We start from the raw sequence: 20,927 nt of genomic DNA, 5'->3' as shown, positions 1-20,927 counted from the left end.
GGTGGTAACTCATGATTCGTCCTGGTGTACGTGGCCTTTTGATCGCGGTGGTCGCGCTGGTATTGGCCGGCTGCAGCAAACCTGAAACACCTCAGGAGGTGGCCGCGGCCTTCTGGCAGGCCATGGCCGATAGCGACGCGAGCGATGTGGTGAAGTTCTCGACCCTTGACGATGCCGGCGACTTCGATGGCTACCAGCGAAGCTGGGCCAATGCCGTTCCCTCGTTTGGCCGGGTTGTTATTGATGAGAGTGAGGCAACGATCGTTACCCGCTTGCCGGTGGAAGATCGCTCCGGCGGCGAGCGCATGGAACTGACCACCTATCTGGTGCGGGAGCAAGGCCAGTGGCTGGTGGACTATCAACGCACCGGCGAGGCTATATTAAGCCCATCCCCGTTCAGCGACATTATGGGTGAGTTGAGCCGGCTGGGGCAGAGGCTCAGTGCGACCTTCTCCTCTTCAAGCAGCGAGCTTGAAGAAAAGATGGAGCAGTTGGCCAGAGACCTGGAAACCTACTCTGACGAGATGAGCCGAAGGGCTGAGAGCGCGATGGAGGATTTTGCCCGGCAACTGCAGGAATCCATGCGCGCCCTTGAACGTTCGCTTGACGAAGCTCTCAAGGATGATCGGCCTGAATCCGCCGAAGACCAGGCTATCATGGAGCAGACCGCACGGGACCTTGGGCGCCAGGCAGACGAATTGAGCGAGCCTACCCTCGAGGCCCTGGCCAATGCCAGCCGCACCGTTGCGGAGACCGCTGAGCGCTTCAGCCGGCTCAGCCGGGAAACGCTCAGCCGGTATCAGGAAGAGCTGAACGAAAAACTTGCGGCAATGCGGGCCGATGCCGAAGCCTTCATCGAAGACATTCGGCCTTAACTGGCTTGCTCAGCCCCCCTGAGCATTGCCTCCATCAGTTCCTCGGCATCAAACTTGGTGAGCGCCTCGTTAGCGCCCACCTGGTTGGCATAGCTCAGGCTCATTTCGCTGTTCAGGGACGTGTGCAGGATGATGTAAGGCTGCTTCAGGGCGTTATTGTCGCGAACATTGAACGTCAGTTCGTAGCCGTCCAGCCCTGGCATCTCGATATCGCTGACCAGGATGTCGATCGGTGTACCCCGTTCGTGCTGGCTGAGCAGCACCTGTAGAGCGTCGTCACCGTTGGTGGTCACATGGTAGGTAATGTCTTTGCTGTCCAGCACATCGCTGAGCTGCTTGCGGGCCACCTGTGAATCATCCACCAGCAGAATGTTCAGGGACCGCAGGGTTTCGCTCTGCACGTCTGACAGCACCACCTCGCCGGCGTCCAGGGACTCCGGGTACACCTTCGCCAGCAGCAGCTCCACATCCAACAGCTGAATGATGTCGCCTTCCACATCCAGCAGGCCGGTGATGAAGGCATTGGTGCCCAGCGCCTTGGGTGGCGGCATCACGCTTTTCCAGTCGGTCTCGATGATCTGTTGCACACTGCGTACCAGAAAACCGATCTCCTGGCGCTGAATGTCGGTCACGATGATAGAGGCCTTGGCCTGCTCCTCTTTTGACAGTGCCGGATAACCAACGGCAGCCGACATATCAATAACCGGAACCGCTGAACCCCGGAATGTAGCGGTGCCAATGACGGCGTGATGACTGTGGGGCAGCTTGGTCAGCCGCTGAAAGGGCAGAATTTCCCGAATCTTGAGCGTACCCAGACCAAAAAGGCGCGATCCGAAAAGGCGGAACAGTAAGAGTTTCTGGGACTGCTTCGCTTTGTTGGACATGCATGCATCCTTACAGACAAAAATGCTCCCGAGTTGGAGCGCCGAACGATAACCTGTCTCTATAGTAGCAGTTTTCCCAACACGGGCAGGTGAGGGTAATTGTATCAATTGGTGACAGGCCGGTGATCACGACAGAGTGCCGGCGGAGGACGTCTCAACCGGGCAGGTTGGTCAGCACAAACCAGGCGGTACCGCCAGTGAAGGCCAGTGCCAGCAGAGCGAGAAGGCCGTCCCGGGCAACAATCGCCAGCCCGAACGCCATCAGCGCCAGCCCGGCGCCATTGGCACTGAACGGGATGAATTCCATTAGCGGCATGGCCAGGGATACCAACATGCACACCGCTGCCATGGCCAGCTGCCCTGGGCCGCGCACCAGAAAGGTCAGCCGCCGGCGAGTCCAGTCATCCAGCTTGCGTGCGGGCCTATCCATCCAGTCCAGCCCCTTGAACAGTTTGTCCCGTGATATCCGCCGTTCTGAAAGCCGCGTTGGAATCCAGATGCTCTCCCGCTGAAACAGCAACTGCCCCAGCGTTAGCAGTACCAGAAGCCCCAGCAGCGTGGGAACACCCGGAATATCGCCAATCAACGGCGCCAGTGTGATAAGCCCGGCAACCAGCACCACCGGACCAAAAGAACGCTCGCCTGCAGCTGACAGCAAGTCACCCACGGACACCTCGTCCATCTCGCGTGTGTGGTCGCGGATACGGGCGATTAGTTCCTGCAGGTTGTCTGGGTCGTTGGGCTGGTTCATAGCGTTAGTTGGGTGGCTTGGAATGACACGACCATAGCGGGAATGAGTGAGGATTGCATGACGGATTGGTGAAGGTTTGGCAAGGGGTGGGGGTATGAAAACGAAAAAAGCCTAGGAAATCAGGGGGCTTTTCTCTATCGGAAATCCACACAGAACCACTCGAAACCGCAGTTGCGTTGACACTTTGTGGACACCTTCTTGATTAGGATGCAAAGGTCTTTTCCCTAAATACGGTTAGTAGTAAAGTCCTTAACTTTTCCAATATTCAGCTTTTCAGGGAAGAACGAACCATGCGCAACACTAGTGTAGTAACGTGTCTGATTATGTCTGCAGTGATTTCCGGTTGCGGTGGATCAGGTAGCGACGAAGACTAGGCCAGCCTTGAGAAAACCGCTGAACTGAAGACTGAGCGCGTGGCTGAACCAGATTGTACCGACACAGCAACCGAGCTGGCTGGGTGTTGGGCTTCGGAGTGTGAGGTTGTTAATGATGACGACCAGACCTCACTCATTTACGGTCGCTCGGTGATTGCGTTCGCCGATAATGGGCAATTGCGCGAGTACCTTCAGGCGTTTGATAACGCCAACTGTGTTTCTCCTGCGCTGCATACGACCCAGCTTTTAACCGACACCACCTACGGACTGGCTCCTCGTGTTGACGGCGAAGATGTGGCTAACATTGATGGGCATATTGAGTTCGATCTGCAGAACCGACCTTTGCCTGAGGACTTCCCTGAGGGTGCGGAATCCATTGTAAGAACGCCGTATGACATTACTGCGGAGGGAGCGCTCTGTCTTGATACTGATAGGGTCTCATACGATGGCATGGGAGGCGGATTTGTCCTCACGGGTGCACCGAGTGATGGAATTGATTATGAAAATTGTTTGGAAAGACTGGAGCCATAAGGCCTAACGCTAATCGGCCAAGTGATTATTCAGAGGCATCTAAGAAGATCGAAGAATCCTCACTTTGGTGTATTAATGAGAAGGTGTAGTAGCCCCCATTTAAACCGGACACCTTGGTAGAAGCAAAGGCCTAGTCATAGAAACGAAAAAAGCCCCTGAAATCAGGGGCTTTTCTCTTGGAAGTTGGTGGAGACGGCGGGAATTGAACCCGCGTCCGCCAGCACTAGGCCTTGAGATCTACATGTTTAGTGTCCTTCTATTAATTTAACCTCTTGCGACCCGAAGGCCAGGGTGCGAGAGGCGAGCTCTTTAAATCTTAGCCTTTAGCCAGTGAGCTCTGGATAAAGGAGCATCCCGTAAGCGATGACGTCCTGAGATGTTGCTTCCGGGCTACGGGCGACCCGGTCAGGACGACTAGCAGCTTACGCTGCTAGTGCGTAGTTTTCGTCGTTTGCGACTATTGCGTTGCAGCTTTGGATTAACGAGATTGGCTGCCATCTCGACATGCACCCAAGGGTTCGCCACCAGCGTCGAAGCCATGTCGTCCCCTTATGATCAGTATATGTGTCCGGTTTGCCGGACTTCAAGGCTTGTTTGTCACTATTTGTACTTATCCTGTTCACGAGGCCTGTGCAATGTGCAGGCCATGGGCGTGAGACATGGCCGCGTCGTACAGGTGCTGGAAGCTGTCCCGGAAGTAATTCATCACTGCTTGCGGGTCGGCGTGGATGCCCTTGTCGACGGTGATGCCGAACTGCACGGTGTCGGCGTAGCTGAATATGCTCATGCCAATGCCGATGTTGCCGCTCTGGGGCACCCAGAACATGGGTTGCACCAGTTTGCTGCCGGCCAGGTAAACCGGATGCCGTGGGCCGGGCACGTTGGTCAGTACTGCAGAGGCCTTGTTACTGAGCAGGTCCAGGGCCCGGCGCTCAAGAATATCCGGGCCCCGGCCAAACAGGTCCAGCAGGCTGTAGGTTACCTGGGCTTGATAGGACTGTTTGAGCCGGTTCATGTTTTCCTGCACCTGGCGGAAACACATTAGTGGGTCATGCACTTCCACAGGCAGGCATACCAGAACCAGGCCAAACTGATTGCCCAATGATTCTATGGGTTGGTCCAGGGGCCGAAGGTTGAACGGCACCGCAACGCGAATACCGCAATCGGGTATGGTTTGCTTGTGTTCGGTAAAGTGCCGGCTCAGGGCGCCGGTGGCGGCGCATAGCAATACGTCGTTGACCGTTCCACCCAGTGTCCTGGCGCAGTGTTTTACGTCATCCAGGGCCAGGGGCTCCGCCCAGGCCACTTTCTTGCGGCCTACCAACTGGCTTTTCAGGCTGGTTTTTGGCTCAAACGGGGCCAGCCCGAGTTTCGCCAGGTCCATGGCGATGCCGCCGGCGGTCCGCGCCAGTTTCAGGGGGTAGTTGGGCTCTTGCCGAACGGAATCCAGGAACAGTTGCGCCTGTTGCCAGCCAGCCTGGCTGCTGTCCACCAAACGGTGCAAAAACCGGGTGGCAGCGTTGCCCTGGGGTTTGGGAATGGTGACTTTCTTGGCGATGCGCTCCAGTTTGGGTTCTGGTGTCCGGTCGGTGAGCGATAGCAGAACCCGAACCAGTGAAATGCCATCGGCAATGCAGTGGTGAATGCGGATCAGCAGGGCGCAGCCGCCGTTGAAGTTATCGATGTAGTGGATTTGCCAGAGTGGCCGGCGAAAGTCGAGCGCCGTGCTGTTGAAGTCGCTGGCCAGTTCCTGGAGCTCTTTCTTACTGGCTTGTCCTGGCAGTGCAATGCGGTGCAGGTGGTTGTCGAGATCAAAGTTGGGATCGTCTTCCCAGTAGCATTTGTCCCCCTTCTCAACCACCCGTTGGCGAAAGCGCCTGAATCTCAGAAATCGTTCTTCGAGTGTGCGTTTTAGCCGTTTGATCGGAATCGGTTGCTCGAACATCAGCACCGCGGAGATCATCATGGGGTTCTCCGGGGTGTCCATACGCAGCCAGGATCGGTCGACTGACGTCATTGCAGTCCGTTCAGATGACATAAGCCCTCCCTTTGCTGTTTGCCAACTAACAGGGGCTCCAGGTACTGCCTGTGGGGTCGGAGCAGGTATGAACACCTGAGTATAGGAGGGATTCCGAGGCCGGGAAAGAGGCGGTAAAAGCGACAGTGCGAGCGAGGCTCAGGTATTGGCCTCGCGCATGATTCTCTGTTTCTGGCGGTTCCAGTCACGCTCTTTTTCGGTGGCACGCTTGTCAAACAGCTTCTTGCCTTTCACCAGGGCAATTTCGCATTTCACTTTATTGCCTTTCCAGTACAGGGCGAGCGGTATGCAGGTATGCCCGGCCTGATTGACCTGGCCGATGATCTTGGCAATTTCCTTCGCGTGCAGCAGCAGTTTGCGGGTACGGGTCGGATCGGCGATCACATGGGTGGAGGCGGTGTTGAGCGGCGTGATATGAGCGCCCAACAGCCAGGCTTCACCATTTTTCAGAAGTACGTAGGCGTCTACCAGCTGAGCCTTGCCGGCCCGCAGCGACTTCACTTCCCAGCCCAGCAGGGCAAGGCCGGCCTCAAAGCGTTCTTCAATATGATATTCGTGCTTTGCCTTCTTGTTCAGGGCAATGGTGTTGCTGGTTGGTCCGTTTGCTTTCTTCTTGCTCATGAATCCTGTCCGGGATCGGAAGAATGTGTGTGCTGGCCGGGTGACTGTTGGCCGGTAAATCGGGCATTGTAGCCCAGGACTGCCAGACGGGTCACGATTTCACCGCCGGGCTTGTAGATCCAGTCGTTCCGGGATGCCGCCTTCGGCTACAATGGGGCGCATTTGACTGTCAGGGATCGCCATGGCGAGCAAGTATCACACGTCCATCGGGTCATTTACCCGAAAATCCACGTTTTTCTGGGCCTCGGTGGGCGCAACCGTGGGCCTGGCCAATCTGTGGCAGTTTCCATACCTTGCCAGTATTCACGGTGGCGGGTTGTTCATTTTCCTGTATCTCGCCTGCCTGCTGCTGGTAACCCTGCCCCTGATGGTGACCGAGGCGGTGCTTGGGCGGCACTCACGCCATGGCATCGTGCTGGCGATGGACGGCATGGTGAAAGACGCAGGCTGTTCGCCGCTGTGGCGCCTGGCCGGCCCCTTGAGTGTGCTTGCCGCGTTCCTGGTGTTGTCATTCACGGCGGTGTTCGGTGGCATCGTGCTGGCCTATGTCTTCTTTGGGGCAGCAGACAGTTTCAGGGCAGCGACGCCCGAGGCGGCGACCGGTATCCTGACGGACCTGGTGTCCAGGCCGGGTGGGCACCGTGAGTTTATGGCCTGGCATGCATTCTTCCTGGTTCTCGTGGTCTGGGTATCGGCCCAGGGCGTTGTGAAGGGGTTGGAGCGATCGCTGCGATTTCTGGTGCCCGCAGCGTTGCTGCTGATGCTGGGGTTATTTGCCTTGTCGGCCAGTCATGGGCGGCTGGATTCGGGTATTGAACACATCCTGGCGTTGCGGCCGGACGATGTTGGTTTCAATAGCGTCAAGGCGGCCTTTTTTCACGCTTTCTATACCCTCGGCCTTGGGATGGGGGTGTGGGCGATCTTCGGCGCTTATAGCACGTCACATACCCGGTTGAAGCGGTCATTGCTGGCGGTGGTGTTGATGGACACTCTGGTGGCCATCCTGGCGGGGCTGATGATGTTCTCGGTGGCGCTGGATGGTGCCAGTCTTGATGGTGAGCGAGGCTTCGGGCTGTTGTTTGTCTCCCTGCCGGTCACGCTGGCCCAGTTGCCCCACAGTCAGTTGATCATTGCGGCGGTGTTCCTGCTGGTGCTCATGATCGTGTGGGCGACCGCCATATCGCTGTTGGAGCCTGTAGTGGGCTGGTTCCGTGAGTGGACTGGCGCACCCAGAGGGTGGTCTGCGGTTATTGCCGGTGTTGCCGTGTGGGCTGCCGGCCTGGGTTCGCTATTCTCCTTCAATCTCTGGGCGGACTACCGGTTTGCTGGTGCCACCCTGTTCCGATGGCTGGAGCTGACGACGGGCGGCATTCTGATTCCGCTGGTGGCCTTGCTGATTGCCACCTTTGCCGGTTGGTGCCTGACCCGGCGCTATGCCGCAAGGATTCTTGGTAACACCCCGGTGGCTATTCGCAAGATCTGGTATTGGGTCATGCGCCTTGTTCTGCCGGTTCTGGTGGCCTGGATTGGCATACAATACACAGTATTCTCGTTGTCAAACCTGTGTGATAACGGCAGCGCCGCCATTTGGTGCGCACAAGATGGCGCGCCGGAACAACCGATGCCTGCGACGGCAAACGATGACGGTGACGGTTTGCCTGCAAGCCCGCAAAGTGAGGGCCCGGGGCCAGAAGGTAACGCGTCTGGTCAGGGCGCAGAAAGCCAGCCGGCGGAAAACGCCCCCAACGGGGACGATATCCTTTATCATAGTGTGTAGTTGGCCTTCGCGGGCCAGTCGGCTCTTTTGTTGTAAAAACGCAGGAATCCCGGTTTTCATGGCGCATCAGATTGATAAGACCGCATTGGTCATGCACTCCGCAGAGCGCATGTTCCATCTGGTCAATGATATTGCACGGTATCCCGAGTTTCTGCCCTGGTGCGCCGGGGCAGAGGTGCACGAACAGACGGATGCAGAGATCATGGCGTCACTGGAGATTGCCAAGGGCGGTGTGCGCCATCGCCTGACCACACGTAATCAGCTGTTGATGCCCGAGGCGATCGAGATGAGCCTGGTGGATGGTCCACTGAAAAATCTGCGGGGGCGGTGGCATTTCAAGGCGCTCAACGAGCAGGCCTGCAAGGTGATCCTGACCCTGGAGTTTGAGTTTTCGGGTTCCCTGTCCCGAATGACCTTTGGTCCGGTATTCAATCAGGCGGCCAACACCATGGTGGATGCGTTTTGCCGCCGGGCAGACCAGATTTATCGGGGAGGGGTAGTTTGATGCAGGTTGAGGTAGCGTATGCCCGGCCAGACAAGCAGCAAATTGTGGCGATTGAAGTGCCTGAGGGAACCACGGCCATCGAGGCCGTGAAACTGTCTGGAATAACGGATATTTTCCCGGAAATTGACGCGAACGCAACGGATATGGGCGTGTTTGGCAAAGTCATTAAAGACCCCGCGGGCCATGAGCTGCGCGAGGGAGACCGGGTTGAACTATACCGGCCGCTGAAGATAGATCCCAAGCAGGCCCGGCTGAACCGGGCCAAAAAGAAAGCCTGAACAATCAGTAGGCGGGAGTTTCTTCCAGCAGTCGCGCGTCGTAATGGCTGAACTCGTCACCTTCGTAATAGACGATTATGCGCTGCTCCTGGATATCCCCACCCCGGCGCTGGAAGGTGTACACATAGTACTCGCGCGAGGGGTCCACCGGGTTGAGCATCAGCGGCGACCCGAGAACCGCATGAACCTGACTGCGGGCCATGCCTTGAGAGAGGCTCTTGAGGTCGTCTTCGGTCACGATGTTCCCCTGTTGCACATTGATTTTGTAAACGCCAGGGAATGCGCAACCGGACAAGGATAAAATGCTAATAAGAACGATAGCGGTGAGCTTTTGCATCGCCGGGGGAAATCCTCTATCTTGAAATCGCCTGCATCAAGCAGGTGTGAAACGGGTAGTCCGTTGAACGGCGGCTTCATCATACCGGAAGCCGTGAGGCACACCAAAGAGTGAATAGTAACATGTCATCTGAAAACGCCGAATTACGAAAGGTCGGTTTGAAGGTTACTCTCCCGAGAGTCAAAATCTTCAATATTCTGGAGAACGCCGAAGAGCACCATCTGAGTGCTGAGGATGTTTACAAGAAGCTGCTGGATCAGGGAGATGACGTGGGGCTGGCAACCGTCTACCGGGTGCTGACTCAGTTCGAGGCCGCGGGCCTGGTGTTGCGCCATAACTTTGAGGGTGGCCACGCCGTCTTCGAAATGGCGGGCGATGATCACCATGACCACATGGTATGCACGCAAACCGGAGAAGTGATCGAGTTTGTGGATGATATCATCGAAGAGCGCCAGCAGAAGATCGCCAAGGAGCACGGCTATGAGATCGTTGATCACAGCCTGATCCTCTACGTTAAGCCTTTAGGCTCTTCCAAGAAATAAGTCAAAAAAAGGGGCCAGCAAGCGCCGGCCCCAACAGCTCTCCGAATCGAGAGGGGGATTCAGTGATGGGTCGCCTGACCCTTAACGAACATCTCCCGGGCGTGGGCAATGGTGTGCTCTGTCATGTCTACGCCGCCCAGCATTCTTGCCACTTCGCTGATTCTTCCCTGGTCATCCAGCGTTTCAATGCGTGAATAGGTTGCGTCCTGTTCGGTGAATTTGCTGACGAACAGGTGCTGGTGGCACTGAGCTGCAACCTGGGGCAAGTGAGTGACACACAGCACCTGGCCGTTGCTGCCCAGAGACCGGAGCAAACGCCCGACCACCTCTGCTGTGCCGCCACCAATACCCACGTCCACTTCGTCAAACACGAGGGTGGGGGTGGTTGAGGTCTGGGCGACCACTACCTGAATGGCAAGGCTGATCCGAGACAGTTCGCCCCCGGAGGCCACCTTGGCCAGTGGGCGTGCGGGTTGCCCCGGGTTGGCGCTGACCAGGAACTCGACATCTTCCATACCGTGGGGGGCTGGTTCGTCATTGCTGTTGCGGCCCAGCTTGGTAACAAACTGTACGGCCGGCATGCTCAGCTGTGCAAGCTCCTGAGCAATTCGCTGATCCAGTTCCGCCGCTGCCTGCTCCCGCTTGGCCGTTAATTGCCCGGCCAGTTCATCAAACCGTTTGCGCAGGGATTGCTGCTCTGCCTCAAGCTGCTCGAGGCTGCCTTCGCCGCCATCCAGTTCTGCCAGTTCGTTCGACAGGCGTTGGTGCAGTTCCGGCAATTCCTCCGGTGTGATGCGGTGCTTTCGAGCCATCTGATAAATGGCGCTCAGGCGTTCCTCGACCTCGGTCAGCCGTGCGGGGTCTGCTTCGTAGTCTTCAACAAAATGCCGAAGGTTGTCCCCGGCTTCTGAAATCTGGATCTGTGCTTCGGTCAACATCTGGATGGTGTCAGCCAGTGCCGGCACATCCACTGGGAGTTGCTCCAGTTGCTGAAGTGCCTGACGCACCAGGTCGGCGGCACTGGTTTCGTCCTCAGTGCACAGCAGGGCAGCCTGATGGCTGCTATGCAGTACCACGTCGGCCTGGCTCAGCTGCGCTTGTTCCTGTTCAAGCGCTTCCTGTTCGCCATCGCCCAGGGCGAGCCGGTCCAGCTCCTCCACCTGGTACCGGAGCAGTTGCAGTTTTGCCTCCGCCTCGTCGGCGTTCTGGCGCCGCTGTTCCAGTTTCTGGCTGGTTCTATGCCAGGCTTTCCAGGCATCCCGGGTTTGCTCTGCCAGGTCTTCGGCGCCGGAGAATTCGTCCAGCAGTTTCCGATGAGTGTCTTTTTGCAGCAGTGACTGATGTTGGTGCTGGCTGTGAATGTCCATCAGCAAGCCGCCAAGGTCCTTGAGCTGGGAGAGTGGGCAGGGCTGGCCATTAATAAACGCTTTTGAACGACCATCCTTGCTGATGGTCCGGCGTAGGATGCAGTCGTCTTTGTCATCCAGTTCGTGTTCTTCCAGCCATTGCCGGGCAATCGGAATACGTGAGATGTCGAAGCTGGCGGTGATATCCGCTCGTTTTGCGCCGTGGCGCACGGCACCGGCATCTGCTCGGCCGCCCATGGCCAGGCTGAGGGCATCCAGAACAATGGATTTGCCGGCGCCGGTTTCACCGGTCAGGGCCGTCATGCCTTTGCTGAAATGCAGGTCGACCCGTTCGGCGATGGCGTAGTTGGAGACCATAAGTTGTGTGAGCATGCCGATAACCTCCGCTCAGGATTGGAGACTCTCTGAAAATTGTCTGGATACTGTTGATCTATACAGTTGCTGTGAATATATACAGGCTTTTTCCTGTTTGCAAACAATCGAATCGTGAAAATCTGAAAGAATGCATCGTTTGAGGTTGAAACCTGAGGGGTGGGCCCCATATCCGTTCGCAAAGTCGTATTTTCCTGCCTGTGCAAGGCGGGGCTCATTTAGCCGCAGGCCCTCGGGCCCAGGGAAAGTCATCAGGAGTTGTCATGAGTGCTGACGATAAGCGCAACGAACAAGTAGACGAGCTGAACGAGGCAGTAAACGCCACAGAAGAGCAGGGCGAAGCAGAAACCGCCGGTGCTGAAGAAGGTTCCGAACTGGAATTGCTGAAGGCGCAGTTGCAGGAATACCAGGACCAGGCGCTGAGGGCCCAGGCTGAGATGCAGAATGTGCGTCGTCGAGCCGAAATTGATGTGGAAAAGGCCCACAAGTTCGCTCTGGAAAAGTTTGTGAAAGAGCTTCTTCCGGTGGCGGACAGCCTTGAAAAGGCAGTGGAAAGTACTGAAGGACATGAAAATGCGGGTGAGCTGGTTGGCTCCATTCGCGAAGGCGTGGAAATGACTTTGGGCCTGTTCATGAACGGCCTCAAGAAATTCAACGTTGAACAGGTGAACCCGGTGGGTGAACCGTTCGATCCGCAACAGCACGAGGCGATGTCTATGGTGCCCGCGCCAGATGCCGAGCCGAATAGCGTGGTTGCCGTGGTGCAGAAGGGCTACCTGCTGAACGGTCGCGTGGTTCGTCCCGCCATGGTGGTTGTGGCTAAAGCCGAAGATGCACCAAAAATCGACGAGCAGGCTTGAAAAGCCGATTAAAGCGCCAATATAGCGATTAAACAGCGACAGTCAGGGCAAACCTCCCTGGGACAGCATTCAGAAAGATTTGGAGTGATTCGATGAGCAAGATTATTGGTATCGACCTGGGAACCACCAACTCCTGTGTGGCCATCATGGATGGCGACAAGGTAAAGGTTATTGAAAACGCTGAGGGTGATCGTACTACTCCCTCCATTATCGCGTACACCGACGATAACGAGACCCTGGTTGGTCAGTCCGCCAAGCGCCAGGCGGTCACCAATCCCCATAACACCCTGTACGCCATCAAGCGTCTGATCGGTCGTCGTTTTGAAGACGACGTGGTTCAGAAAGACATCAAGATGGTGCCCTACAAGATCACCAAGGCCGACAACGGCGATGCCTGGGTTGAAGTAAAGGGCCAGAAGATGGCGCCGCCCCAGATCTCTGCAGAAGTTCTGAAGAAAATGAAGAAGACTGCAGAAGACTACCTGGGCGAGAAGGTAACGGAAGCAGTTATCACTGTGCCGGCTTATTTCAATGACAGCCAGCGCCAGGCCACCAAAGATGCGGGCAAGATCGCCGGTCTGGAAGTGAAGCGGATCATCAACGAGCCGACCGCGGCTGCCCTGGCCTATGGCCTGGACAAGAAGAGCGGTGACCGCACAGTTGCTGTATACGATCTGGGTGGTGGTACTTTCGACCTCTCCATTATTGAAATTGCCGATGTCGACGGCGAGCATCAGTTCGAGGTTCTGGCCACCAACGGTGACACCTTCCTGGGTGGTGAAGACTTCGACCTGAAAGTCATCGAGTACCTGGCAGACCAGTTCAAGAAAGACAGTGGCATCGACCTGCGCGGCGATTCCCTGGCCATGCAGCGCCTGAAGGAAGCCGGTGAGAAAGCGAAGATCGAGCTGTCCAGCAGCCAGCAGACAGACGTGAACCTGCCGTACATCACTGCAGACGCGTCTGGGCCCAAGCACATGAACGTGAAGCTGACTCGCGCCAAGCTGGAAAGCCTGGTGGAAGACCTGGTTCAGCGTAGCCTGGAGCCCTGTAAAGTCGCCCTGCAGGACGCCGGCATGAAGGCGTCTGAAATCGACGAGGTTATCCTGGTGGGTGGTCAGACCCGTATGCCGCTGGTGCAGGAAAAGGTAAAAGAGTTCTTCGGCAAAGAAGCCCGTAAAGACGTGAACCCGGACGAAGCCGTGGCCATGGGTGCTGCCATCCAGGCGGCTGTTCTTTCCGGTGACGTAAAAGACGTGCTGCTGCTGGACGTAACCCCGCTGACCCTGGGTATTGAAACCATGGGTGGCGTGGCAACGCCGCTGATCGACAAGAACACCACCATCCCGACCAAAAAGTCGCAGACGTTCTCAACAGCGGATGACAATCAGACGGCCGTAACCATTCACGTGGTTCAAGGTGAGCGTAAGCAGGCTTCCCAGAACAAGTCGCTGGGCCGCTTTGACCTGGCGGATATTCCGCCGGCGCCGCGCGGTGTGCCGCAGATCGAAGTCACCTTCGATATCGATGCCAACGGTATCCTGAACGTGTCTGCCAAAGACAAGGCCACCGGTAAAGAACAGTCCATCGTTATCAAGGCCTCGTCTGGTCTGAACGACGACGAGATCGAGAAGATGGTTCGCGATGCCGAGGCCAACGCCGAGGAAGATCGCAAGTTCGAAGAGCTGGTTCAGGTCCGCAACCAGGGTGATGCCATGGTTCACGCCGTGCGCAAGACCCTGACCGAAGCCGGCGACAAGGTTTCTGACAGTGAAAAGGAGTCTATCGAGGCGGCCATCAAGGATCTGGAAGAAGCCCTGACCGGCTCTGACAAGGAAGCCATCGAAGCCAAGACTCAGAAACTGACCGAAGTGTCTTCCGAGCTGGCACAGAAGATGTACGCGGATCAGGCAGACCAGGCGCAGCAGGCTGGCGGGCAGGAAGGTGCCCAGTCTCAGGCGGCTGACGACGCGGTGGACGCCGAGTTCGAAGAAGTCAAAGACGACGACAAGAAGTAAATCCTAAGTACATCAGGTAGTTGGAAAACGCGGGGGTAAGCCCCGCGTTTTCCGCGTTATAGCAACAGGGTTTTAAGCATGGCCAAGCGCGATTATTACGAAGTACTCGGGGTCTCCCGGGACGCGGACGAGAAGGACATAAAGCGGGCTTACCGAAAGCTTGCGATGAAATACCATCCGGACCGTAACCCGGACGACAAAGACGCCGAGAACAAGTTCAAGGAGGCCAGCGAAGCCTACGAAATTCTTGCCGATGGTAGCAAGCGTGCGGCCTACGACCAGTTTGGTCATGCCGGCGTGGATGGCCAGGCCGGCGGTGGCTTTGGCGGCGGTGGTGCCAGCTTCTCCGATATCTTTGGTGATGTATTCGGTGACATCTTCGGTGGCGGTGGCCGGGGCCGCAACACTCGCGGTTCCGACCTGCGCTACACCCTGGAAATCGATCTGGAAGAGGCCGTCAAAGGCAAAACCGTCAAGATCAACATTCCTGGCCACAAAGAGTGTGAAGCCTGCGATGGCAGTGGTGCTGAAAAAGGCTCCCGTCCTGAAACCTGTGGTACCTGCCAGGGTATGGGGCAGGTTCGCATGCAGCAGGGTTTCTTCACTGTGCAGCAGGCATGCCCGACCTGCCGGGGCTCCGGTCAGGTTATCAAGAATCCCTGTAAAGTGTGCCACGGCCAGGGCCGCGTGAGGCAGGAAAAAACCCTGTCTGTGAAAGTGCCACCCGGTGTGGATACCGGCGATCGCATTCGTCTCTCAGGTGAGGGCGAGATGGGCGTTGATGGCGGGCCGCCAGGTGACCTGTATGTGCAGATTGCCGTGCGCGAGCATTCCATCTTTACCCGTGACGGCCGTAATCTATACTGCGAAGTGCCGATCAGCATCGTAGATGCAGCCTTGGGCGGTGAACTGGAAGTGCCGACCCTGGACGGCCGGGTCAAACTCAAGATTCCACCAGAAACCCAGACCGGCAAACTCTTCCGCCTGCGCAACAAAGGCGTAAGCCCCGTTCGCGGTGGCCCTGCCGGCGATTTGCTGTGCCGCGTGATGGTGGAAACACCGGTCAACCTGACCAAGCGCCAGAAAGAGCTGCTGGAAGAGTTCCAGGAAACCCTGAGCGGCAACAACGGCACCCATCATGCTCCGAAGAAAACCTCCTGGTTTGAGGGTGTGAAAAGCTTCTTCGACGAAATGAAATTCTGAGGGCATAACAGATGCGGGTAGCAATCATCGGCGCCGCCGGGCGCATGGGCAAAGTACTGATCGAAGCCGTAGACGGCACCGAAGGCCTCGAACTCGGTGCTGCCATCGTCGAGCCAGGCAGCAGCCTGATTGGCGCCGACGCCGGCGAAATGACTGGCATCGGCAAAACCGGAATCAAAATGGCCGGCAGCCTCGACGACGTCAAAAACGACTTCGACGTACTGGTGGACTTCACCTTCCCGGACCTCACCCTGGAAAACGCAAAGTTCTGCAGCGCCAACGGCAAAATGATCGTCATCGGCACCACCGGCATGACCGCCGCCGAAAAAGAACAGTTGGCCCTGGCCGCCGAATCCACCCCAGTGGTCTTCGCACCCAACATGAGCGTTGGCGTCAACGTCGTCCTCAACCTCCTGCGCACCGCAGCGGCTACTTTGGGTGACGACTACGACGTAGAAATCATCGAGGCCCACCACCGCCACAAAAAAGACGCCCCCTCAGGCACCGCCCTGCGCATGGGCGAAGTCGTGGCTGACGCCCTCGGCCGCGACCTGAAAGAATGCGCTGTCTACGGCCGCGAAGGTTTCACCGGCGAACGCACCCGCAAGGAAATCGGCTTCGAAACCATCCGCGCCGGCGACGTGGTGGGCGACCACACCGTTCTGTTTGCCACCGAAGGCGAGCGCATCGAAATCACCCACAAGGCCAGCAGCCGGATGACCTTTGCCAAGGGGGCTATGCGGGCGGCCCTGTGGCTCGATGGTAAGGCAGCCGGTTTGTACGATATGCAGGACGTGCTCAGCCTTAAAGGCTGATTTCGATCTGCAGACTCTTAGGACGGAGGAGCAGGAAGCCTTTCCGAAAATTTCGAAGGCCAGGGATGGCCTGAGAGAAGCGCACACGGATGTGCTCGTAGCGGTTTTCGGAAAGGCTTCCTGCTCCTCCGGCCGGGCCAGCGACATGGTTCAAAGTAGAATTCGACGTGGACAAAAATCGCCAGAAATCTTACAATAAGGCGATTTGACTGCACCAAGCGTACCTTTGAAAAGTTTATAAGAAAGCGGGACCGGGTTTTTACCTTGTCTCGCTTTTTTGCAACCTGAATTTGCGCTTGCGTTCCTGTTCGTGACGAACTTACGCCACTCGATGAGGATACAAGCCTTGAGCACACCAGCAATCCTTGCACTCGCAGACGGAAGCCTCTTCTACGGCACCGCCATCGGCGCAGACGGAGAAACCAGCGGCGAGGTAGTGTTCAACACTGCCATGACCGGCTATCAGGAAATCCTGACCGACCCGTCCTACTCGCGCCAGATCGTCACCCTGACGTATCCCCACATTGGCAACACCGGTGTAAACGAAGAAGACGTAGAATCCGACCGCATTCACGCATCCGGCCTGATCATCCGCGATCTGCCCCTGGTCGCCAGCAGCTGGCGTAACCAGCAGAGCCTGGGCGAGTACCTGCGAAGCAACAACATTGTTGGCATTGCGGACATCGACACCCGCCGCCTGACTCGCATCCTGCGCGACAAAGGCTCCCAGAACGGTGCCATCATCGCCGGCGAGAACGCCACCGCCGAGCGCGCCCTGGAACTGGCGAAAGCCTTCCCAGGCCTCAAGGGCATGGATCTGGCCAAAGAAGTCACCAGCGACAAAGCCTACCAGTGGAACCAGACCGAGTGGGACATTGTTGAAGGTTATGGTGAGCAGTCGGCTGCCAAATTCAAGGTCGTTGCCTGGGACTACGGTGTGAAGTTCAACATCCTGCGCATGCTCGCCGCCCGTGGCTGCGACATCACCGTTGTGCCTGCGCAAACTCCGGCCTCGGAAGTGCTGGCCATGAATCCGGACGGCATCTTCCTGTCCAACGGCCCCGGCGACCCGGAGCCGTGCGACTACGCTATCAAAGCCATTCAGGACGTCCTGGAAACCGAAATTCCGGTGTTCGGCATCTGCCTGGGTCACCAGTTGCTGGCTCTGGCCAGTGGCGCCAAAACCATGAAAATGGGCCACGGCCACCACGGTGCCAACCACCCGGTGCAGGACATCGCCAAAGGCACCGTGATGATTACCAGCCAGAACCATGGGTTTGCGGTAGACGAAGCAACCCTGCCGGCTAACGTGGAAGCCACCCACAAGTCGCTGTTTGACGGCACCCTGCAGGGTATCCGCCGTACCGATAAGCCGGCTTACAGCTTTCAGGGTCACCCGGAAGCCAGCCCGGGCCCCCATGATGTGGCGCCCCTGTTCGACGAGTTTATCCAGCTGATGGAAGCGCGATCTGCCTGAGGGCAAGGCCATCACAGATAACTCACCGGCGCTGAGTATCGCGCTGAAAGAATTCAAAAGTTGCTGACAGGTTTACCGAGACATGCCAAAACGTACAGACATCCAAAGCATCCTGATCCTGGGCGCAGGTCCCATCGTGATCGGGCAGGCGTGCGAATTCGACTACTCCGGAGCCCAGGCCTGTAAGGCGCTGCGCGAGGAGGGCTACCGGGTGATCCTGGTGAACTCCAATCCGGCCACCATCATGACCGACCCGGCCATGGCCGATGCCACCTACATCGAGCCGATCACCTGGAAGACGGTCGAAAAGATCATCGAAAAGGAAAAGCCGGACGCCCTGCTACCCACCATGGGTGGCCAGACCGCACTGAACTGTGCGCTGGACCTGGAAAAGCATGGCGTACTGGAGAAGCACGGCGTTGAAATGATCGGTGCCAATGCCGACACCATCGACAAGGCCGAAGACCGTGACCGCTTCGATAAGGCCATGAGAAAGATCGGCCTCGAGTGCCCGCGCGCGACCATCGTTCACTCCATGGCCGAAGCCTGGGCCGCGTCCGAAGACATCGGCTTCCCCTGTATCATCCGCCCGTCCTTCACCATGGGCGGCTCCGGCGGCGGTATTGCCTACAACAAGGATGAATTCGAGGAAATCTGTACCCGTGGTCTCGACTTGTCCCCGACCAACGAACTGCTGATTGACGAGTCCCTGATCGGCTGGAAAGAGTACGAGATGGAAGTTGTTCGCGACAGGAACGACAACTGCATCATCGTCTGCTCCATCGAAAACTTCGATGCCATGGGCGTGCATACCGGTGACTCCATCACCGTAGCACCGGCCCAGACCCTGACCGACAAGGAATATCAGATCATGCGGAACGCCTCTTTGGCGGTGCTGCGTGAAATCGGTGTGGAAACCGGTGGCTCCAACGTGCAGTTCGGCATCAACCCGGACACCGGCCGCATGGTAGTCATCGAGATGAACCCGCGGGTGTCCCGGTCCTCCGCTCTGGCCTCCAAGGCCACCGGTTTCCCGATTGCCAAGGTGGCGGCCAAGCTGGCCATCGGTTACACCCTCGATGAGCTGCAGAATGAAATCACCGGTGGCGTAACCCCGGCCTCGTTCGAGCCTAGCATCGATTATGTGGTCACCAAGATTCCCCGGTTTACCTTCGAGAAATTCCCCCAGGCCGACGCTCGCCTGACCACCCAGATGAAGTCTGTGGGGGAAGTCATGGCTATTGGCCGCACCTTCCAGGAGTCCATGCAGAAAGCGCTACGCGGGCTGGAAGTAGGTTCTGAAGGTTTTGATGAGAAGCTGGACGACCTGGATTCCGAGAATTCCCGGGAAACCCTGACCCGCGAACTCAACGTGCCGGGCGCTGACCGCGTCTGGTACATCGGCGACGCATTCCGTGCCGGCATGACCGTGGAAGAAGTGTTCCAGCACACCAAGGTGGATCCCTGGTACCTGGTCCAGATTGAAGATCTGGTGCGCGAAGAGGCTGCATTGAAATCCGCGGGCAAAGCGGATATTGATCAGGCCACCCTGTTCCGTCTCAAGCGCAAGGGCTTCTCCGACGCTCGCCTGGCCAAACTGCTGGGCATTTCCGAGGTGAGCCTGCGCAAACTGCGTCACGACCTGGGCATCCGCCCGGTCTACAAGCGCGTCGACACCTGCGCCGCCGAGTTTGCCTCAGACACCGCCTACATGTACTCCACCTACGAGGAAGAGTGCGAGGCAGATGCCAGCGATCGCGAGAAAATCGTGGTGATCGGTGGTGGCCCGAACCGGATCGGCCAGGGCATTGAGTTCGACTACTGCTGTGTGCACGCGGCCCTGGCCATGCGTGAAGACGGCTACGAAACCATTATGATCAACTGTAACCCGGAGACCGTGTCCACCGATTACGACACCTCCGACCGGTTGTATTTTGAGCCGATCACCCTGGAAGACGTGCTGGAAATCATCCACGTTGAGAAGCCCAAGGGTGTGATCGTGCAATACGGCGGTCAGACACCGCTGAAACTGGCTCGTGGTCTGGAAGCCGCCGGCGTGCCCATCATCGGCACCAGCCCGGACGCCATTGACCGCGCCGAAGATCGTGAACGTTTCCAGCAGATGATCCAGCGCCTGGGCTTGAAACAGCCGGAAAACGCCACCGTGCGCAGTCACGAGGAAGGTATCGTCGCTGCCCGCGAAATCGGTTACCCGCTGGTGGTTCGTCCGTCCTACGTACTCGGCGGCCGGGCCATGGAAATCGTTTATGACGAAACTGAGCTGGTGCGCTACATGCGCAACGCAGTGCTGGTGTCCAATGACAGCCCGGTGCTGCTGGACCACTTCCTGAACGCCGCCGTTGAAGTAGACATTGATGCTATCTGCGACGGCACAGATGTGGTCATTGGTGGCATCATGCAGCACATTGAGCAGGCCGGTGTTCACTCCGGCGACTCCGCCTGTTCGCTGCCGCCATACAGCCTGCCTAAAGAGGTGCAGGATGAAATGCGCGAAGCGGTCAGGAAGATGGCCATCGAGCTGGACGTTATCGGCCTGATGAACGTGCAGCTGGCGTGGCAGGATGGCGATATCTACGTGATTGAGGTCAACCCCCGCGCCTCCCGTACCGTGCCGTTTGTCTCCAAGGCCATTGGTGTGTCCCTGGCGGCAGTGGCGGCCCGGGTAATGTCCGGCAAGACCCTGAAAGAACTGAACTTCACCCAGGAAATCGTGCCGACTTACTATGCGGTAAAAGAATCGGTATTCCCGTTCAACAAGTTCCCGGCGGTAGACCCGATCCTTGGGCCGGAAATGAAGTCCACCGGTGAGGTGATGGGGCTGGGCGACAGCTTCGACGAAGCTTTTGCCAAGGCGGCTCTGGCCATCGGTGAGCGCCTGCCTGCCCAGGGTACCGCGTTCATGTCTGTGCGGGATGTCGACAAGCCCGGTGCGGCGAAGGTGGCCCGTGACCTGGTTGAGGCCGGGTTCAAGGTGATTGCCACCACCGGCACCGCCAAGGCGCTGGAAACCGAAGGTGTTGCCGTGGAGCGGGTAAACAAGGTTCGCGAGGGTCGCCCGCACATTGTTGACGCCATCAAGAATGGTCAGGTTCAGCTGATTATCAATACCACTGAAGGTCGCAAGGCGATTTCCGACTCGGCCCAGATTCGCCAGTCCGCCCTGCAGACCAAGGTAACCTACACAACCACACTGGCAGGCGGCGAAGCCTTCTGTCGGGCCATCAAATTTGGCCCGGAGCGCACAGTACGTCGCCTCCAGGATCTACACGCAGGAAAGTAAG

The 20,927-nt window shown here is 57.6% G+C and carries 18 protein-coding genes and 1 other RNA gene; 12 read left to right on the top strand and 7 right to left on the bottom strand.

Annotated elements, in window-relative coordinates:
- Window positions 1-11: 11 nt before the first annotated feature.
- Window positions 12-875: a hypothetical protein gene (locus J122_RS00470; protein WP_061330654.1), complete on the top strand. Its 864-nt coding sequence runs from the start codon at window positions 12-14 to the stop codon at window positions 873-875.
- On the opposite strand, the gene J122_RS00465 is transcribed toward J122_RS00470, so the two are convergent.
- On the bottom strand, window positions 872-1,759 hold the full coding sequence (locus J122_RS00465) for a chemotaxis protein (RefSeq protein WP_061330653.1): 888 nt from the start codon (window positions 1,757-1,759) through the stop codon (window positions 872-874). The genes J122_RS00470 and J122_RS00465 overlap by 4 nt on opposite strands.
- Window positions 1,760-1,913: 154 nt before the next feature.
- Window positions 1,914-2,510 carry an exopolysaccharide biosynthesis protein gene (locus tag J122_RS00460; RefSeq protein ID WP_061330652.1) on the bottom strand — a complete coding sequence of 199 codons (597 nt, stop codon included), beginning with the start codon at window positions 2,508-2,510 and terminating at the stop codon, window positions 1,914-1,916.
- A 413-nt stretch (window positions 2,511-2,923) separates the two neighbouring features.
- Between J122_RS00460 and J122_RS00455 the strand changes: the two genes are divergently transcribed.
- Window positions 2,924-3,415, top strand: a complete 492-nt coding sequence (locus J122_RS00455; protein ID WP_061330651.1) for a hypothetical protein — start codon at window positions 2,924-2,926, stop codon at window positions 3,413-3,415.
- A gap of 184 nt (window positions 3,416-3,599) precedes the next feature.
- Here the strand turns inward: J122_RS00455 and ssrA are convergent.
- From ssrA to smpB, 3 genes are all read right to left on the bottom strand, one after another.
- Window positions 3,600-3,964: a transfer-messenger RNA gene (gene ssrA / locus J122_RS00450) on the bottom strand.
- Between the two features lie 70 nt (window positions 3,965-4,034).
- Complete coding sequence (locus tag J122_RS00445; RefSeq protein ID WP_061330650.1) at window positions 4,035-5,453, bottom strand: wax ester/triacylglycerol synthase family O-acyltransferase; 1,419 nt, start codon at window positions 5,451-5,453, stop codon at window positions 4,035-4,037.
- A gap of 138 nt (window positions 5,454-5,591) precedes the next feature.
- The gene (gene smpB, locus J122_RS00440; RefSeq protein WP_058092531.1) at window positions 5,592-6,074 is read right to left on the bottom strand and encodes an SsrA-binding protein SmpB; all 483 of its coding nucleotides are present in this window, start codon (window positions 6,072-6,074) and stop codon (window positions 5,592-5,594) included.
- A 181-nt stretch (window positions 6,075-6,255) separates the two neighbouring features.
- Between smpB and J122_RS00435 the strand changes: the two genes are divergently transcribed.
- From J122_RS00435 to J122_RS00425, 3 genes are read left to right on the top strand one after another with little or no spacing between them, the layout of a single operon-like run.
- On the top strand, window positions 6,256-7,851 hold the full coding sequence (locus J122_RS00435; RefSeq protein ID WP_061330649.1) for a sodium-dependent transporter: 1,596 nt from the start codon (window positions 6,256-6,258) through the stop codon (window positions 7,849-7,851).
- A 58-nt stretch (window positions 7,852-7,909) separates the two neighbouring features.
- Window positions 7,910-8,356, top strand: coding sequence for a type II toxin-antitoxin system RatA family toxin (locus J122_RS00430; protein ID WP_061330648.1), 447 nt, complete (start codon window positions 7,910-7,912; stop codon window positions 8,354-8,356).
- A complete protein-coding gene (locus tag J122_RS00425) occupies window positions 8,356-8,634 on the top strand; it encodes an RnfH family protein (RefSeq protein ID WP_061330647.1) in 279 nt (92 codons plus the stop codon). The genes J122_RS00430 and J122_RS00425 overlap by 1 nt, the downstream gene beginning before the upstream one ends.
- 4 nt (window positions 8,635-8,638) lie before the next feature.
- On the opposite strand, the gene J122_RS00420 is transcribed toward J122_RS00425, so the two are convergent.
- Window positions 8,639-8,971, bottom strand: coding sequence for an outer membrane protein assembly factor BamE (locus tag J122_RS00420; RefSeq protein WP_058092535.1), 333 nt, complete (start codon window positions 8,969-8,971; stop codon window positions 8,639-8,641).
- Between the two features lie 122 nt (window positions 8,972-9,093).
- On the opposite strand from J122_RS00420, the gene fur reads away from it, so the two are divergent.
- Window positions 9,094-9,513, top strand: coding sequence for a ferric iron uptake transcriptional regulator (gene fur, locus J122_RS00415; protein WP_058092536.1), 420 nt, complete (start codon window positions 9,094-9,096; stop codon window positions 9,511-9,513).
- A gap of 59 nt (window positions 9,514-9,572) precedes the next feature.
- On the opposite strand, the gene recN is transcribed toward fur, so the two are convergent.
- A complete protein-coding gene (recN, locus tag J122_RS00410) occupies window positions 9,573-11,252 on the bottom strand; it encodes a DNA repair protein RecN (protein ID WP_061330646.1) in 1,680 nt (559 codons plus the stop codon).
- Window positions 11,253-11,515: 263 nt separating this feature from the next.
- On the opposite strand from recN, the gene grpE reads away from it, so the two are divergent.
- From grpE to carB, 6 genes are all read left to right on the top strand, one after another.
- Complete coding sequence (grpE, locus tag J122_RS00405; RefSeq protein WP_061330645.1) at window positions 11,516-12,112, top strand: nucleotide exchange factor GrpE; 597 nt, start codon at window positions 11,516-11,518, stop codon at window positions 12,110-12,112.
- A 92-nt stretch (window positions 12,113-12,204) separates the two neighbouring features.
- Complete coding sequence (gene dnaK, locus J122_RS00400; protein ID WP_061330644.1) at window positions 12,205-14,130, top strand: molecular chaperone DnaK; 1,926 nt, start codon at window positions 12,205-12,207, stop codon at window positions 14,128-14,130.
- 78 nt (window positions 14,131-14,208) lie between these two features.
- Window positions 14,209-15,333, top strand: a complete 1,125-nt coding sequence (dnaJ, locus tag J122_RS00395) for a molecular chaperone DnaJ (RefSeq protein WP_058092540.1) — start codon at window positions 14,209-14,211, stop codon at window positions 15,331-15,333.
- A gap of 11 nt (window positions 15,334-15,344) precedes the next feature.
- A complete protein-coding gene (gene dapB / locus J122_RS00390) occupies window positions 15,345-16,148 on the top strand; it encodes a 4-hydroxy-tetrahydrodipicolinate reductase (RefSeq protein ID WP_061330643.1) in 804 nt (267 codons plus the stop codon).
- Between the two features lie 346 nt (window positions 16,149-16,494).
- On the top strand, window positions 16,495-17,625 hold the full coding sequence (gene carA / locus J122_RS00385) for a glutamine-hydrolyzing carbamoyl-phosphate synthase small subunit (RefSeq protein WP_227510032.1): 1,131 nt from the start codon (window positions 16,495-16,497) through the stop codon (window positions 17,623-17,625).
- Window positions 17,626-17,707: 82 nt separating this feature from the next.
- A complete protein-coding gene (carB, locus tag J122_RS00380) occupies window positions 17,708-20,926 on the top strand; it encodes a carbamoyl-phosphate synthase large subunit (RefSeq protein ID WP_061330641.1) in 3,219 nt (1,072 codons plus the stop codon).
- Window position 20,927: the final 1 nt, after the last annotated feature.

The sequence above is a fragment of the Marinobacter excellens LAMA 842 genome (assembly GCF_001574445.1).
Lineage (GTDB): Bacteria > Pseudomonadota > Gammaproteobacteria > Pseudomonadales > Oleiphilaceae > Marinobacter > Marinobacter shengliensis.
The sequence above is the reverse complement of the archived record's forward strand: the minus strand, read 5'-3'. Positions and strand labels throughout refer to the sequence as shown.